The sequence below is a fragment of the Enterococcus sp. AZ141 genome, assembly GCF_051714385.1.
Taxonomy (GTDB): Bacteria; Bacillota; Bacilli; order Lactobacillales; family Enterococcaceae; genus Enterococcus_D; species Enterococcus_D entomosocium.
Genome location: NZ_JBIORT010000001.1, coordinates 626,847 through 642,043, shown reverse-complemented (window position 1 = coordinate 642,043; position 15,197 = coordinate 626,847). Strand labels below are relative to the sequence as shown.

Here is a 15,197-nt window from a genome sequence, read left to right as displayed (position 1 = left end):
AATGGTTTGCTTTGGTCATGATCGATCATCAAATTCGGCTTGATGTGCTTGAAAAAAGCGGTAATACTGCTGGACATTAGCTAACTGCGTCCACTTCCGAACATCGACAGGTGTTTGATCCAAATCATAGATTTTGGCTTCCTTTAAAGATAAAACGAAAGGACTATGAGTAGCAATAATGAATTGGCACTGTTCATAGCGGACAAAATCTTCCAGTAACTGCACTAGTTCCAGCTGACGATCAGCAGAAAGGGAATTTTCTGGTTCATCTAATAAGTAAAGGCTGTTGGGACGAATTTTTTCTTGAAAGAAGCGAAAGGCACTTTCACCATTGGAATATTCTCGGACGTTGTCGATCAAGTGCTTGCGGGTGAATTTGGACTGTGTGTTGGATCGTGCGAGATTGATTTTCTTCAATTCATGGTAATCGTCAAAACCAGTGAAACGAAAGTCCGCATACTTTGCTTGGTAGTATTCTTGAAACACTTCTTCTCGGCGATGATCGATCCCTTGGTTTAAGTTTCGAATATCCAGCATGAAGTCAAAGACGTCATCGCTGGTCAATAGCACTTTTTCTTGCGGTTCGTCGTTGCTACGAGCAGAACAGTAGGATAGATAGTCCTCGAAAAAATTCGACCGATTATACGCAGCAAAGCGCTGAGCGTGGATCTTTTCTGCAATCACGTTCAATGCAGTGGTTTTGCCAGAACCATTACCGCCATATAAAATCGTGATTGGTTCAAAATCGATCTGCTGAAAACGGCGGGCACTGAGAATCTGAAAAGGGTAGTAAGAATCATAGACAGTCCGTTGGATAGAAAGGAAAAAATCAAACTCGGTTTCTTGATCGGGAAAAGTGATTTGTTCGAGATACATGGGGCACCTCCTAGCAGTTTCGTGGTTGCCATTATTGTAGCATATCCATCACAGATAAAATTTTTTTTGCGAGGTTAAAATAAATCTTGTTTGATATTTTTTTAATCTTTTCCTGTTATATTCACAACAGGAAACTTCTGTGCTAGACTATAAGGGCATAGAAATGATGTAATCTTAAGCAACCGATAAAACGTACAAAAAAACGAAGGTTTAATGAATTCTTTAAGCGATGATTAAATGCTGAAACTTATTCCTTGCAAGTTTAAGTAAAAGTGACTAATATGGGGAAGGAATCGTGAAAGGAGCAATGGAATGTATCAAGTAGTAGTCATGTATGGGGACAATGAACCGTGGTGGTTTTTTGAGGGATGGCAGTCAGATATTCAAGAGGCGTTCACATTTGCAACTTTCAGCGAGGCGCAGTCATTTTATGAACAAAAATGGCAAGAAATCAGAGAAGAGTATTCGTACATAAATGCAAAATCAAACTTTATGACGGCTTTTTGGAATGAAGAAGACGAACGCTGGTGCGAAGAATGCGACGATTACCTCCAACAATATATTGGACTGGCATTGCTTAAAGAATATCAGCAAGTCGTCGATGAAAGCAGGAAAGATTTTTATGAAACAACTAATTCTAGCGGAAAAGCCAAGCGTTGCCAAAGACCTCAGCAAAGTTTTGGGCTGTGAGCAAAAACATAAAAATTATTACGAAGGACCCAAGGCGATTGTTACTTGGGCCCTTGGTCATTTATTGGGCTTGAAAATGCCTGAAGATTTAAACAAAGAGTGGGCATCATGGCAGATGGAAACATTACCGATGATCCCTAAGTCCATCGGGATCAAGCCGTTGCCAAAAACCGGTCATCAACTAAAAGCCATCAAACAATTGGCTCAAAGAAAAGATGTCGGGGAAGTCGTGATTGCCACCGATGCGGGAAGAGAAGGGGAGCTAGTCGCTCGCTGGATTTTGGAGTGGGTTCGTTTTGACAAACCAGTCAAACGTTTGTGGATTTCTTCGCAAACCCCTAAAGCCATCAAAGAAGGCTTTGCAAAATTGCAGTCAGCCAAGCACTACGACAATCTTTACTACTCCGCCCTTGCGCGGGCAAAAGCCGACTGGCTGGTAGGATTGAATGTCACGCGGGCATTGACGGTCAAATATCAAGACAATCTTAGTGCGGGTCGGGTCCAAACCCCTACCTTAGCTTTGGTGCGCAGTCAGGAAATGCAGATCGAGAGTTTCCGTCCGCAAACCTATCATGTGATTACCCTAAACGTAGGCGATGCCAAGGCCCGCCTGCAACAAAAAAATCCTTATCAACTAAAAGAACGCAGTGACGCCGAAGCATTGGTCAAACAAGTGAGTCAACAGAATGGTCGCGTGACAGCGATCGAAGAAAAGGTCAAAACAGAAAGTGCACCACTGCCCTACGATTTGACCGAGATCCAACGAGAAGCCAATCAGCGTTATGGGTTTTCAGCCAAGAAGACCTTGTCGCTTGTTCAAAGCTTGTATGAAACCCACAAAATCGTCACTTACCCAAGGACGGATTCCAAGTATTTGACCAATGATATGAAGGCAACCATGAAGGAACGCCTGCAGGCAGTTGCGGATTTTGCCCCAGAAGTCAAAGGATACTTGAAGAATGGTGGACAAGTGGTGCAGCAAGCTGTCTTCAACGATAAAAAAGTCACGGATCACCATGCCCTACTGCCAACGGAACAGCGGGCACGTTATGAAAAATTAACTACCGATGAACAACGAATCTATCAAATGATCGTTAGTCGTTTCTTAATGCTCTTTGCGAAACCTCATAAAAAACAGCAACAGAAAGTGACAGTGACCTTTGGTTCTGAGACCTTTGTGTTCAACCGCAATACCGTGTTAGAAGCGGGATGGAAAACGACTTCCGAAGAGGAAACCAGTGATGTGGCTTGGCAAAAAGGCAGTATCGTCAAGCCTGATTTTACCATCCAGAAAGAGTTGACCACACCACCGAAACCGTTGAATGAAGGAACTCTTTTAGGCAAAATGGAAAAACACAGTCTTGGTACGCCGGCAACCCGTGCGGAGATCATTGAAAAGCTGATCAAATCTGAGCTGATGGAGCGGACCCCAAGCGGCTTGCAAGTATCGCCAAAAGGCAAGCAGTTGTTAGTCTTAGTCAATCCTTCCTTGGTGACACCAGAGTTGACGGAAAAATGGGAGAAGGAACTGGAAGCCATCGCGAAAGGCACCTACTCTGCCCAAACCTTCCTCGCGCAAATCGAAGCAGACACTAAACAATTGGTTAAAGAAATCAAGCAAAGTGAGAGCAAGTACCAAGATTTCTCATTGACCCAAAAACGGTGTCCAGAATGCGGCGAACCATTGCGGGAGAAAAATACCCGTGATGGCAAGATCTATGTTTGTTCCAGTGGCACCTGCAAGTACCGTCGTCGGAAAGACCCGAAAGTTTCAAACCGACGTTGCCCGCAATGTCACCGAAAGATGGAGATCATTGAGGGCAAAAATGGCGCCTATTTCCGCTGTAAATTCGATGGGACCACCGAAAAAATGGCGGATAAAAAAGAGCGCAGCAAAAAGCTGTCGAAACACGAAGAACGCCGCTTGATGAATAAAATCAATCAAGAAGAACCGCAAGAAAGCCCATTAGCAGCTGCTTTAAAAGCTGCTATGGAGAAGAAATAACTGAATGAGGTAGAAAATAAAAAAGAGTGAGGACGATTTTGCTGTCTCTCACTCTTTTTTTGTATCCATTCATTCATTTAAGCATTTTTTTGACGGTATTCTTTCGGTGAGATACTTTCTTTCTTCTTGAACAAAAAGGAAAAATAATTTGGGTCATTATAGCCAACATCAAAGGCGATCTCAGATAGCCGTAGATTTGTCGTTAACAGCAGTTCCTTAGCTAAGGTCAATCGTTGCTCGGTCAAGTATTCGATAAACGTAGAATCAGTGGCTTGCGAGAAGATGGTGCTGAAGTGCGCCGGACTCAAATGAACTTTTTCAGCAACTACATTTAAGGAAATATTGGGATCAGAAAAGTGCTCACTGATAAAGGCTTTGGCTTGATTGATGACGCTTTGATACTTCGCCATTGCAGGATTGATGGGTTGTTTGGTCAATAGCGGCAACAGTTCTGCCAGAGTCGTTTGATAGTTCTCTGGCTCATGGGTCAATGCCGCTAGATAGTCTAAGTCATGGGCGTGCTGAACGATCTGGGGAAGCGAATGACTGTCTTTTTTCTTCAATAATGCCAGCAATTCGACCAAGACGAACAAACGGTACATTTGCGTTCGCTCAACGGTTCCTTGAGGCGCCATCAATTCAGCGATCAGCTCAGGGATCGTCTGTTTCCTAGCATTTGCCAGCCGTGAAGCAAGGTCGGTTTTGAAAGGATTGGTGGGGGACAGTTCCCCTTCGCGAATGTCGTCTTCATAGCTGATGATTTTTTCCTTGCGGATGCTGCCATAGGTTTTTAGCATATCACGAGCTTTCTGATAAGAAAGAGAGATACCCGAGAAGCGATCTGCTACCGGTCCGATCGCCACTGCTACTTCTTCCCCAGAACCATGAACGAGGCTTTGAGCGATCTGATAGGCTTTTTCTAAAACTTGTTCTCGGTCATGGTCAAAAAGCAAAAACTTGATGAAGCGGCTAGAAACACTGGAGAACAAGACGGCATCGTCTTGTTCATAGGCTTTGGTCAGCTGCTGGCTAAAGCGAGTGTAGTCAGAAAAGCTTTGATTGAAGGGGGTTTTTGCTAAGAGCACACAAAACTGTTTGCCTGAAAAGCGCCGGCCCAGTTCTTCTGCTTGCAAAAAGGCTTCTGAGATCGTGATCTTTTGTTTAAAGAGGTGATTCAGAAAGTGATTCTTTTTGATTTCCATTTCGAATAAATCGTCTTCTTTGGATAATTGTTGATGGGTGGTTTGTTGTTCATCTAAATGTTGAACGACGGTTTTGATGGCTTGTTCTAATTCTTCGTTTTTGATGGGCTTGAGCAAGTAATCGTCTGCTTGCAGCTGCAGTGCCGTTTTTGCATAGTCAAAATCATCAAAGCCGCTAACGAAAATAATGCGAACTTGCGGCAATAATTTCTTGGCTTCTTTCGCAAAGACCAAGCCGTCCATAAACGGCATTTTGATATCACTGATAATAATATCAGGACGCAGATCAAGGATCGAAGCCAGCGCCAATTCGCCATCTGCGGCTTCATCGCTATAAACGATCGGGTATTGTTTGGCAAGAGTCATGATTTGGTGGCGCAAACTATCGCGAATCAGATGTTCATCTTCAACTATGAACACTTTGTACATGGTTGGGTTCCTCCCTTTTTGGTACTGTGACGTTAATCGTGGTGCCTTCTTGGTATTGACTGTGGATCGTCAGTTGCGCTTCGCTGCCGTAGTTCAGCTGGAGACGGCGATAGACGTTATATAGGCCATAGCCGCTCTCAGAGGCGGGATCAGTGGTTTCTTTAAGGTTACGACGAATCTCCTCCAAACGCTCAGGGTCGATTCCAACACCGTTGTCACTGATGGTCATTTGAATCTGGTGAGGCAATTCTGACACTGTGATTCGAATCATGCCGACACGACGGACAAATTTGGTGCCATGATATACGGCGTTTTCAACAAGGGGCTGCAGGACCATTTTCAGGACCTGTAGTTCTGGACTGACAGTTTGATCTTCAATGGTGTAAGACAGCATCCTGCCATAGCGGATCTGCAAAATCTTCAAGTAATCGTCCACATGCCGCAATTCTTTTTCCAGCGGAATCCAGTCTTGCCCTTTGCTTAAGGAGATGCGGAAAAAATCTGACAGCGCATAAGTCATTTCGGTTGCTTGCTCGTAACGGGCAGCTTCAATCAAAGAAACGATCGCATCTAAACTATTATAGATGAAATGTGGAGTGATCTGGGCTTGTAAGACCCGCACCTCACTTTGGGCTAAGTGATACTGCTTCAAGGCATTTTCTTCCAAGAGCCGAGTCAAGTCATCTGCCATCCGATTCAAGCTACTCGTCAGAGTCCGCAGCTCTGGGGTTTCGGGCAGTTCTGCTCGGTAGCTCAAATGTCCTTGGGATAGTTCGTTAGAAAGATCTAATAACCGATCCAATGGGTCTTGCAGATTGTCCCGAACAAAGCGCCGGTTTTTATTGATGATCGCAAAGATGATCAAAAGCAACACGACTTGAAAAAGGATCAGTAACAATACCGATTGGACTAGTTCGTGATTGGTTTGGCTGGCTAAGCTGATCTCTACCCCGACGAATTGCTGCAAAATATCGGATAGCAAATCGATCACCGAATCCAGTTGGATCATGACGTATTGGTTTTGTTCCACCGGTTCATCGTTGAGAATATTATCGATCAACTGTTGCTGATAGGTTTCTAAAGAATCGAGCGTCCGAAAGGCGACTGCTAAAATATTGAGCTCTTTCGCAGTGCTGGTATTTTCTTGAATGTGCTGCAGATCGCTCCTTAGTTCATCGATCACATTGGTTTCTTGAACTTGTGCGACGGTTTTTTGACCAAAGACTAAATCCCACATTTCTTCCAAGACAATGGCATCGACTTTTTCCGATAATTGATTGGCTTCTTCAATATTGTTAATGGTATTTTGGTAAATGAAAATCTGCCGCGAGTAAAACACACTGCTTAGTACGAGGGGAATAAAGGCGACGAGGATCATCAGTTTATTCGTCTGTTGAAAGATGCCCTTGATACTTTTTGTTTTCATCTTCATCCCCTCAATAATTTCTCGGCGGAATCTGATCGAAATCCATGTCACTGGAAAAAACCGTTTCATGGACATAGATTTCACGAGGGATGGCATCGGCGCCGCGAGCCAAGTAGCGAGAGATGGCATTTTTGACGAACACCCCGGCATCTGGGTTGCACTCAACGACACAATTGACCACTCCTTGCTTCAATTTATCGATCATTTCTTTTTGAGCATCGATCGATACGATCACTAAATCCTTCCCCGGCTCAATATCGGTTTTTTCTAAGGCTTCTAGGGCACCCAACGTCATCTCATCATTGTGGCTGAACAAGACATCAATCTGTTCCATTTTGCCTGCTGCGATGTATTGTTCGATGACTTCTTTGCCTTTACGGCGGATGAAATCGCCGTTTAATTCGTCTACGACTTGGATCGTCACATTGTTATGGGCATAATCACGCTTGATGGTTTCTCGGAACCCTTCTGAGCGCAAATACGTCGGGGACGTAGCATCCAGTCCCGTCAATTCTAAAATATTGACTGTTTTGTTCTCATGCTCTTTATAATAATTACTAACGTAGAGACCTGCACGATTGCCCTCGGCTTTGAAGCTTGGCCCGATATGGGTCAAAAATAAAGAGGGATCGCTGACATTGACATGTCGATCTACCACGAAAACGGGAATCCCAGCTTGGGCCGCTTCTTCCAAAATCGGTTCCCAATTGTTTTCCTGAATGGGGGTAAAGACGATGGCATCGACTTGATACACGATAAAATTACGGATATCTTGGATCTGTCGCTCTTGATTCATATAACCGTTACGATAAAGGACTTCATAGCCTTCCTTCTCTAATTCAGTGCGGATCGATTCCGTATGGCGTTTACGCCAGCTGCTTTCCGTTCCCGACTGGGAAAAACCGATCACAATACTTTCTTCCGCTGTTTCAGTGGTTGTTTCTTTGTTTGCTTGGCAACCAGCCAAGAAAGACAGATACAAACAAAGGAGTAACCCAATTTTTCTATTCCTCATTTTTTTCACCTCTATGGTCTATTCTACTAAAAAATACGGAAGCGCTTTACACAAAATATCAAATCAAATAAAAACCAAGGGAATCTTAAAAAATCCAAGATTACGAAAAGAAAAAGCGACAACTGGGCCGACCTTTCTCAAGAAATCCAAGAAATCTCGAAAAAATCTAAATGTAAGCGATTCCTTAACTGGCTATACTGAGTATGTAAGAAAAAGACATGGAGGGATCACAATGAAAGGTACTTTTGGTAAATTGGTCGTCCTAGCATCCACCTTATTGGTTGGTGGATTGTTAGCAGCTTGTGGGAATGGATCAGATAGCGGGGCAAACGGTGACGGAGACAAAGGATTTGTTGGGATTGCGATGCCGACCAAATCGGCAGAACGATGGATCGCAGATGGCGACAATATGGTAGAGGAATTAGAGAAGCTTGGCTATAAAACTGACCTGCAATATGGAGAAGACAAAGTAGAAAACCAAGTGGCACAAATTGAGAACATGATCACCAAAGGCGTTGATACTTTAGTGATCGCCTCGATCGATGGGTCGGCACTGACGGACGTGTTGGAAAAAGCCCATAACGAAGACATCACAGTCATCGCCTATGACCGTTTACTGATGAACTCGGAATACGTCGATTATTATGCCACCTTTGATAATTTTGGGGTCGGCGTGCTGCAAGCGTCTTATATTGAAGACAAATTAGGCCTCAAAGACGGTGAAGGACCATTTAACATTGAATTATTCGGCGGTTCTCCAGATGATAACAATGCACTGATCAATTATAATGGGGTCCTTTCGGTTTTCCAACAATACTTTGATAGCGGACAGCTAGTCGTTCCTTCCGGTCAAACCAACTTCAACCAAATCGCTACCTTGCGTTGGGATGGTTCAACCGCGCAAGCTCGGATGGACAACTTGTTGAGTGCCAACTATACGGATCAAACATTGGATGCTGTTCTTTCACCTTATGATCCAATCAGCCTAGGAATCATCTCATCGCTTAAAGGTGTGGGCTATGGTTCCTCTGATAAACCACTGCCTGTGATCACCGGTCAAGATGCGACGGTGGCAGGAGTGAAATCAATCATCGCGGGTGAACAAACCCAAACGATTTTTAAAGATACACGGGTGTTAGCGAAAAACACGATCGAAATGATCGAAGCCATCACCAATGGCGAGGAAGTGCCAGTCAACGATACTGAAACCTATGACAATGGCGTCAAAGTCGTACCAACCTACTTGTCAAATCCCGTTTCTGTGGATAGCGACAACTACAAAGAAGAATTGATCGATACCGATTACTATACAGAAGAAGAGCTGGGCATTTAAGCAAGGAGTGCAGATCCAACGAGAAAAGATGCTAGTTTCCCCTAAAGCAGCAGGGAAGAACGAATCATCCCCAGTATTCGTTCTTTCCGCTTTTCTTACAAAGGGAGCGCATCACTTTTACATAAAAAGGAAAAGGGTGAAAGAACATGGCAGATAATATTTTGATGATGAAAGGCATCGTCAAAGAGTTTTCAGGGGTTCGCGCCCTTGATAACGTCAACCTCTCGATCGAGCGAGGAGAGATCCACGCACTGTGTGGAGAAAATGGCGCTGGCAAGTCCACGCTGATGAATGTCTTAAGCGGACTCTATCCTTACGGCAGTTATGATGGAGAGATCTATTATGAAGGGGAGTTATGCAAGTTCAAAGATTTGCGGGACAGCGAGGACAAAGGAATCGTTATTATTCATCAAGAGTTAGCCTTAAGTCCTTACCTGTCGATCAAAGAAAATATTTTTTTAGGAAATGAACAAGCCAAGCACGGCATTATTGATTGGGATCTGACCGAAAAGAAAACGGACAATCTCTTAAAGATCGTTGGCTTAAAATTAGACCCGAATACGCTGGTTTCACAAATCGGTGTCGGGCATCAACAGCTGGTGGAAATTGCCAAAGCATTTTCAAAATCCGTCCGATTGTTGATTTTAGATGAACCAACCGCAGCGTTGAATGAAGAAGAAAGTGCCAATCTGTTAGAGCTGATCAAAGAGTTTCGCAACCAAGGGATCACTTCGATCATCATCTCCCACAAGCTGAATGAAATCGTCAATGTGGCGGATCGCATCACGATTTTACGAGACGGGCAAACGATCGAGACGCTGAGCGGGGCCGAAATCTCTGAAGAGCGTATCATTCGGGGCATGGTTGGGCGAGATTTGACCAATCGCTACCCAGAGCGGAAACCCACTATTGGTGAACCGTTTTTTGAAGTCAAAAATTGGACGGTCCATCATCCAATCGACCATACCCGTGTGGTGAATGAAAATTTGAACTTGATGATCCGCAAAGGAGAGATCATCGGCATCGCCGGTTTGATGGGTGCTGGCCGGACTGAGTTTGCCATGAGTGTCTTCGGTCATTCCTACGGCAGTTCGATTTCGGGGGAAGTCTATAAAGACGGCCAACCGATTTCTGTCAAAGACGTGCCAACCGCCATCAAAAATGGGTTAGCCTATGTGTCGGAAGACAGAAAAGCGCTTGGCTTGAATCTGCTGATGGATATTCGCGAGAACACCACCATCGCTAGTCTTGCCAAAATCAGCCGCCAAGGGGTCATCGATAAAGAAAAAGAAGTCACGATGGCAGAAGAATTCCGCAAAAAAATGCGGACGAAAACCAATTCAATCTATCAAAACGTCGGCAGCTTGAGTGGTGGGAATCAGCAAAAAGTCGTTTTGGCAAAGTGGCTGATGACCACACCAGATATCTTATTTTTAGATGAACCGACCCGCGGGATCGATGTCGGGGCGAAGTACGAAATCTATACGATCATCGAAGAGATGGCAGCAGCTGGCAAAGCCATCTGTATCATCTCCTCGGAGTTACCAGAACTATTAGGCATGTGCGACCGGATCTACACGATGAACGAAGGCCGCTTCACGGGCGAAGTGTTACGGGAAGAGGCCGACCAAGAACGATTGATGAATCTAATGACACTAGAAGAGAGTGGGGTTTGAGATGGAAACAACCAATAAATTAAAAAAAGAACGCAGCCATTCGCTGAAAGAAAAGGCACTGGAAATCTTTAGCAAATACAGTATGATCATTATCTTAGCAGTGCTGCTGGTGGCCTTTCAGCTCATGACCGACGGGATTTTCTGGCGGCCGCTGAATATCACCAACCTCGTGTTGCAAAACAGTCATATTCTCGTTTTGGCAGCTGGTATGCTTTTGGTCGTCTTGTTAGGACACGTTGATTTATCCGTAGGGTCCGTGATGGCGTTTGTCGGTGCGATTGCAGGTGTCTTAATGGTCAATAACGGCATCAGTCCTTGGCTGGCAGTGCCTCTTTGCTTACTGATGGGCGCAGTGATCGGTGCTTGGCAAGGCTTCTGGGTCGCGTATGTCGGTATCCCAGCATTTATCGTGACCTTGTCTGGTTTACTGATGTTTCGAGGACTGACCCAAGTCGTCTTAGGCGGTCAATCATTGGCACCGTTTCCCAAGGCATTCCAACAAATTTCCACCGGCTATTTGCCAGATATTGCAGGCGGTCAGATCCATTTACTTTCCATGATTTTAGGTGTAGTGATCACGGGCATCTTGATTTTAGGCCAATGGCGAACCCGTGAGCGTCGCAAAAAAAATCTTTTTGAAGTGGAATCAATGGCAGCCTTTACCTTTAAAGCCGTCTTTACTGCGGTCGTATTTCTCGGCGCTACCTACATCTTTGCCTCTTACCAAGGGTATCCGATCATTTTGATCGTCTTAGGGGTGATCGTGGCTGCCTATGGCTTTTTGACTAACAAAACCGTCGCTGGTCGTCAAATCTATGCAACCGGCGGCAATAAGAAAGCAGCTGAACTTTCGGGAATCAAGACGAAGAAAATCACCTTCTGGGTCTTCGTGAACATGGGGATGATGGCAGCTTTGGCGGGCTTGGTTTTAGCGGCTCGGTTGAATGCAGCTACACCACAAGCGGGAACGTCAATGGAATTAGATGCAATGGCCGCAGTGTATTTCGGCGGTGCTTCTACCTCAGGCGGTATTGGTACTGTGATGGGGGCGATCGTTGGTGGTCTCGTGATGGGTGTCTTAAACAATGGGATGTCGATCTTAGGGGTCGGTGTCGATTGGCAGCAAGCCATCAAAGGGTTGATTTTGCTGCTGGCTGTCGTGTTGGATATCTACAATAAGAAAAAGAAAATTTCGTAGGAGGGCCTGTTTATGGAGGACCAAGCACAAAAGACGATTTTATTGATTTGTACCGCCGGCATCACTACGGGTCTCTTAGTGAAAAACATGCAGCGGGCCGCAGATGAAAAAGGGCTAGCTGTGCATATCTATTCGGCACCAGCCATCATTGCTGAACAGATCCTGCAGCAGCAAACAGTCGATGCTTTGTTGATCGGTCCGCAGTCGAAGTACGAAGTCAATCGATTAAAAGACTTTCTCATGGTCAAAGCGGTGCCATATAAATTAATCAAAGAAACAGATTACGAGCTGTTAGATGGCGAAGCTGTCCTTACAGACAGCCTGACCCTCTTACAAAACGATCACTAGGCTCGCGTAAAAAGATGTGTCTTTTAGCGTTTGAATATGTTGTTTAGAGTAGTGCCTTGCGAATCCCCCAAGCAAGCACTACTCTTTTTATCGTAAAGTAGTTTGATCACCTGATAGGGAAGACCCGTCGATTGAATGGTGCTTCAGTCAGTTCCTGTACTTCGTTTGCCAGTGAGCGTACAGATGACGGAAGTACAGTAAAGGCGTTGGATCTTTTCCAATGAGGAAACAGTCAAGAATCGATCTTGTATCTGTTTCCTTAAAGCAGCAAACAACTCATAGAATGGAGGAACAGATTATCGAACCAGCAGAACTTACCCAGATTCGCCCCAGTAAACGACAACTACAGTGGCAGCAGTTGGAATTTTATGGCTTTATCCACTTTGGTCTCAATACGATGACCAATCGTGAATGGGGGCTCGGCAATGAGTCGCCAACGGTATTTGACCCGCAAAAGCTAGACTGTCATCAATGGGTTTCCACAATGAAGCAAAGCGGTATGCAGGGAATCATTTTGACCTGCAAACATCATGACGGCTTTTGCTTATGGCCAAGCCAGCACACTGCTTTCACAGTCGCTTCAACGCCCTGGCGCAATGGTCAAGGTGATTTAGTGAAAGAACTTTCTGATGCTTGCCGTCAAGCAGACCTGAAATTCGGCATTTATTTATCGCCTTGGGATCAGCATGAAGCTTGTTATGGAATGGGGCAAGTCTATGATGATTTTTATACGGCGCAGTTGACAGAACTTTTAACCAATTATGGTGATATATTCGAAATATGGTTAGATGGGGCCAATGGTGAAGGACCCAATGGAAAACGCCAAAACTATGATTGGGAACGGTATTATCAAGTGATTCGTGAGCTGCAACCCAATGCAGTGATTGCGGTTTGCGGACCGGATGTCCGTTGGGTAGGAAACGAAGCGGGGCAAACCAGACTTCAAGAATGGAGTGTGGTGCCAGCTGCATTAAAGGATGCTGAAAAAACAGCGAGTCATTCGCAAAAAGCCGATAGCACAGCGTTTCGGCAATCGATTTCCAGTATGGAAATCGATTTAGGAAGCCGACAAGCGCTGAAAAAGTACGGCATTAAAGAAGCTGCCGAATTGGCTTGGTACCCTGCTGAGGTCAACTTATCGATTCGCCCCGGCTGGTTTTATCATCCATCAGAAGACCAACAAGTAAAAAGCGGCGCTGAGCTCTGGTCTTTTTACAAGCAGATCGTTGGGGGCAATAGTTCTTTTCTACTTAATGTGTCGCCGATGCCGGATGGTATGATCCATCCAACGGATCAAAAGGCATTGCAGCAATTAGGTCACTCGATTAAACAATTGAAAGAGGTGACGACTGAAAGGAACGGCACGTTTGTGAGCTCTTCAACCAGTGTGTCCAGCAGAATGGATAAGCTCCAACTATCTCAAGCGTTTGGCCAGTATTGGAAACCGGACTTGGAAGACAAACGGCCATGGCTGACCCTACATTTTGCAGAACCGGTCGTCATCAATTCACTTGTATTGAAGGAAGCGATTCAATATGGGCAACGGGTAGAAAAAGCAAAAATTTTTCTGCAAACTGTAGCAGGACCACAGTTACTGACCGAAATAGTGACGATCGGCTATCAAAAAATCATCAGCTTTGAAGCGGTCGGCGTGTCTGCTGTCAAAATCGTTTTTACTCAAGTTCGGCAAACACCGATCATTCAAACCATGGCCGCGCGCTATGTGCCTCAGGAAGAATAAAGTAACCCAAAAACAGACAGTCGGCTGACTGTCTGTTTTTGAGGGATACAAATAAGGAATAAAAGTGGATATTAGTTAAATGCGACTGCCTAGGGGGCAAATCCGAGAACAGTGCATGGTAACTACAAATTAAGGAAGTGTGATGACATTTTCTGAATCTTTGTCGAAGAAATGCGCTTTGTTGATGTTGAAAGCTAAATCAACTGTTTCACCTGGACGGTGGAAGTCGCGGGCATCAACTTTCGAGATAAATTCAGTCGCACCTACACGTGTATAAAGCATTGTTTCTGCACCTAATAGTTCAGATACGACCACTTCGGCACGTACAGTTGCTTCAGGAGAAGCTTCCAATGCGATTTGTTCACTGTGGATATCTTCTGGACGAATACCAAAGACTAATTGTTTGCCTTCGTAGCCTTTTTCAACAAGAATCTTATTCTTGCCTTCAGGAATACGTAAATTCAAACTTTGACCATCAGAGATCATACCGTTATTCAACGTAACATTGAAGAAGTTCATTGCTGGTGAACCGATAAAGCCGGCAACGAAAATGTTTTTCGGTGTGTTGTAGACTTCTTTTGGTGAACCGATTTGTTGAATGAAACCATCTTTCATGATAACGATCCTGTCAGCCATGGTCATCGCTTCTGTTTGGTCATGGGTTACATAGATCGTCGTTGTTTCTAAACGTTGGTGTAATTTTGCGATTTCCGCACGCATGGCAACCCGCAATTTCGCATCTAAGTTTGACAACGGCTCATCCATTAAGAAGACTTTGGCATCACGAACGATGGCACGGCCTAAGGCAACCCGTTGACGCTGACCACCTGAAAGGGCAGCAGGTTTACGATCTAAGTATTCTGTCAAACCTAAGATCTCAGCGGCATTTTCTACGCGTTTTTTGATTTCTTCTTTGTCGTATTTACGCAATTTCAAACCAAATGCCATGTTGTTAAAAACAGTCATATGGGGATACAATGCGTAGTTCTGGAAAACCATCGCGATGTCGCGGTCTTTTGGTGCTACATCGTTCATTACTTTTCCACCGATGCTCAATTCGCCTTCAGAAATATCTTCTAAACCAGCGATCATTCGAAGGGTTGTTGATTTTCCGCAACCAGAAGGTCCAACGAAAACGATAAATTCGCGATCCGCGATATCTAAATTAAAATCAGTTACCGAATACGCATCATTATTGTCATATTTTTTGTGGATATTTTTTAAGGCCATTTCTACCATTGGGATTACCTCTTTCCAT

Annotated in this window: 12 protein-coding genes; 7 read left to right on the top strand and 5 right to left on the bottom strand. The window is 44.6% G+C overall.

Features of this window, described 5'->3' with window-relative positions:
* Nucleotides 1-15 precede the first annotated feature (15 nt).
* Nucleotides 16-876: an AAA family ATPase gene (locus IGI89_RS02920; protein ID WP_430607806.1), complete on the bottom strand. Its 861-nt coding sequence runs from the start codon at nt 874-876 to the stop codon at nt 16-18.
* A gap of 312 nt (nt 877-1,188) precedes the next feature.
* Between IGI89_RS02920 and IGI89_RS02915 the strand changes: the two genes are divergently transcribed.
* Both IGI89_RS02915 and IGI89_RS02910 read left to right on the top strand, forming a co-directional pair.
* Nucleotides 1,189-1,566, top strand: coding sequence for a DUF1033 family protein (locus tag IGI89_RS02915; RefSeq protein WP_005227251.1), 378 nt, complete (start codon nt 1,189-1,191; stop codon nt 1,564-1,566).
* Entirely contained in the window at nt 1,499-3,571 is a 2,073-nt protein-coding gene (locus IGI89_RS02910) for a DNA topoisomerase III (RefSeq protein WP_061053681.1), read from the top strand. The genes IGI89_RS02915 and IGI89_RS02910 overlap by 68 nt, the downstream gene beginning before the upstream one ends.
* 77 nt (nt 3,572-3,648) lie before the next feature.
* Here the strand turns inward: IGI89_RS02910 and IGI89_RS02905 are convergent, their stop codons facing one another.
* Genes IGI89_RS02905 through IGI89_RS02895 form a run of 3 tightly spaced genes read right to left on the bottom strand, consistent with a single transcriptional unit; the run spans nt 3,649 to nt 7,643 of the window.
* A complete protein-coding gene (locus tag IGI89_RS02905) occupies nt 3,649-5,202 on the bottom strand; it encodes a response regulator (RefSeq protein ID WP_061053682.1) in 1,554 nt (517 codons plus the stop codon).
* Nucleotides 5,180-6,628 carry a sensor histidine kinase gene (locus IGI89_RS02900; RefSeq protein ID WP_061053683.1) on the bottom strand — a complete coding sequence of 483 codons (1,449 nt, stop codon included), beginning with the start codon at nt 6,626-6,628 and terminating at the stop codon, nt 5,180-5,182. Before IGI89_RS02900 ends, IGI89_RS02905 begins: the two co-directional genes overlap by 23 nt.
* Nucleotides 6,629-6,638: 10 nt before the next feature.
* A complete protein-coding gene (locus IGI89_RS02895; protein WP_061053684.1) occupies nt 6,639-7,643 on the bottom strand; it encodes an ABC transporter substrate-binding protein in 1,005 nt (334 codons plus the stop codon).
* A 232-nt stretch (nt 7,644-7,875) separates the two neighbouring features.
* Between IGI89_RS02895 and chvE the strand changes: the two genes are divergently transcribed.
* From chvE to IGI89_RS02870, 5 genes are all read left to right on the top strand, one after another.
* Nucleotides 7,876-8,976: a multiple monosaccharide ABC transporter substrate-binding protein gene (gene chvE / locus IGI89_RS02890; RefSeq protein WP_005231478.1), complete on the top strand. Its 1,101-nt coding sequence runs from the start codon at nt 7,876-7,878 to the stop codon at nt 8,974-8,976.
* Nucleotides 8,977-9,122: 146 nt separating this feature from the next.
* The gene (mmsA, locus tag IGI89_RS02885; RefSeq protein ID WP_061053686.1) at nt 9,123-10,652 is read left to right on the top strand and encodes a multiple monosaccharide ABC transporter ATP-binding protein; all 1,530 of its coding nucleotides are present in this window, start codon (nt 9,123-9,125) and stop codon (nt 10,650-10,652) included.
* A gap of 1 nt (nt 10,653) precedes the next feature.
* The gene (gene mmsB / locus IGI89_RS02880) at nt 10,654-11,850 is read left to right on the top strand and encodes a multiple monosaccharide ABC transporter permease (protein ID WP_034872066.1); all 1,197 of its coding nucleotides are present in this window, start codon (nt 10,654-10,656) and stop codon (nt 11,848-11,850) included.
* 12 nt (nt 11,851-11,862) lie between these two features.
* Nucleotides 11,863-12,198, top strand: coding sequence for a PTS sugar transporter subunit IIB (locus IGI89_RS02875; protein ID WP_005232241.1), 336 nt, complete (start codon nt 11,863-11,865; stop codon nt 12,196-12,198).
* Nucleotides 12,199-12,418: 220 nt separating this feature from the next.
* Entirely contained in the window at nt 12,419-13,939 is a 1,521-nt protein-coding gene (locus tag IGI89_RS02870; protein WP_061053687.1) for an alpha-L-fucosidase, read from the top strand.
* Between the two features lie 129 nt (nt 13,940-14,068).
* On the opposite strand, the gene IGI89_RS02865 is transcribed toward IGI89_RS02870, so the two are convergent.
* Entirely contained in the window at nt 14,069-15,178 is a 1,110-nt protein-coding gene (locus IGI89_RS02865; protein ID WP_008376142.1) for an ABC transporter ATP-binding protein, read from the bottom strand.
* Nucleotides 15,179-15,197 lie beyond the last annotated feature (19 nt).

What these genes read in the sequence shown, in the direction of transcription:
- IGI89_RS02920 (WP_430607806.1), bottom strand. Translation starts at nt 876, where the DNA reads ATGTATCTCGAACAAATCACTTTTCCCGATCAAGAAACCGAGTTTGAT.
- IGI89_RS02915 (WP_005227251.1), top strand. Translation starts at nt 1,189, where the DNA reads ATGTATCAAGTAGTAGTCATGTATGGGGACAATGAACCGTGGTGGTTT.
- IGI89_RS02910 (WP_061053681.1), top strand. Translation starts at nt 1,499, where the DNA reads ATGAAACAACTAATTCTAGCGGAAAAGCCAAGCGTTGCCAAAGACCTC.
- IGI89_RS02905 (WP_061053682.1), bottom strand. Translation starts at nt 5,202, where the DNA reads ATGTACAAAGTGTTCATAGTTGAAGATGAACATCTGATTCGCGATAGT.
- IGI89_RS02900 (WP_061053683.1), bottom strand. Translation starts at nt 6,628, where the DNA reads ATGAAAACAAAAAGTATCAAGGGCATCTTTCAACAGACGAATAAACTG.
- IGI89_RS02895 (WP_061053684.1), bottom strand. Translation starts at nt 7,643, where the DNA reads ATGAGGAATAGAAAAATTGGGTTACTCCTTTGTTTGTATCTGTCTTTC.
- chvE (WP_005231478.1), top strand. Translation starts at nt 7,876, where the DNA reads ATGAAAGGTACTTTTGGTAAATTGGTCGTCCTAGCATCCACCTTATTG.
- mmsA (WP_061053686.1), top strand. Translation starts at nt 9,123, where the DNA reads ATGGCAGATAATATTTTGATGATGAAAGGCATCGTCAAAGAGTTTTCA.
- mmsB (WP_034872066.1), top strand. Translation starts at nt 10,654, where the DNA reads ATGGAAACAACCAATAAATTAAAAAAAGAACGCAGCCATTCGCTGAAA.
- IGI89_RS02875 (WP_005232241.1), top strand. Translation starts at nt 11,863, where the DNA reads ATGGAGGACCAAGCACAAAAGACGATTTTATTGATTTGTACCGCCGGC.
- IGI89_RS02870 (WP_061053687.1), top strand. Translation starts at nt 12,419, where the DNA reads ATGAGGAAACAGTCAAGAATCGATCTTGTATCTGTTTCCTTAAAGCAG.
- IGI89_RS02865 (WP_008376142.1), bottom strand. Translation starts at nt 15,178, where the DNA reads ATGGTAGAAATGGCCTTAAAAAATATCCACAAAAAATATGACAATAAT.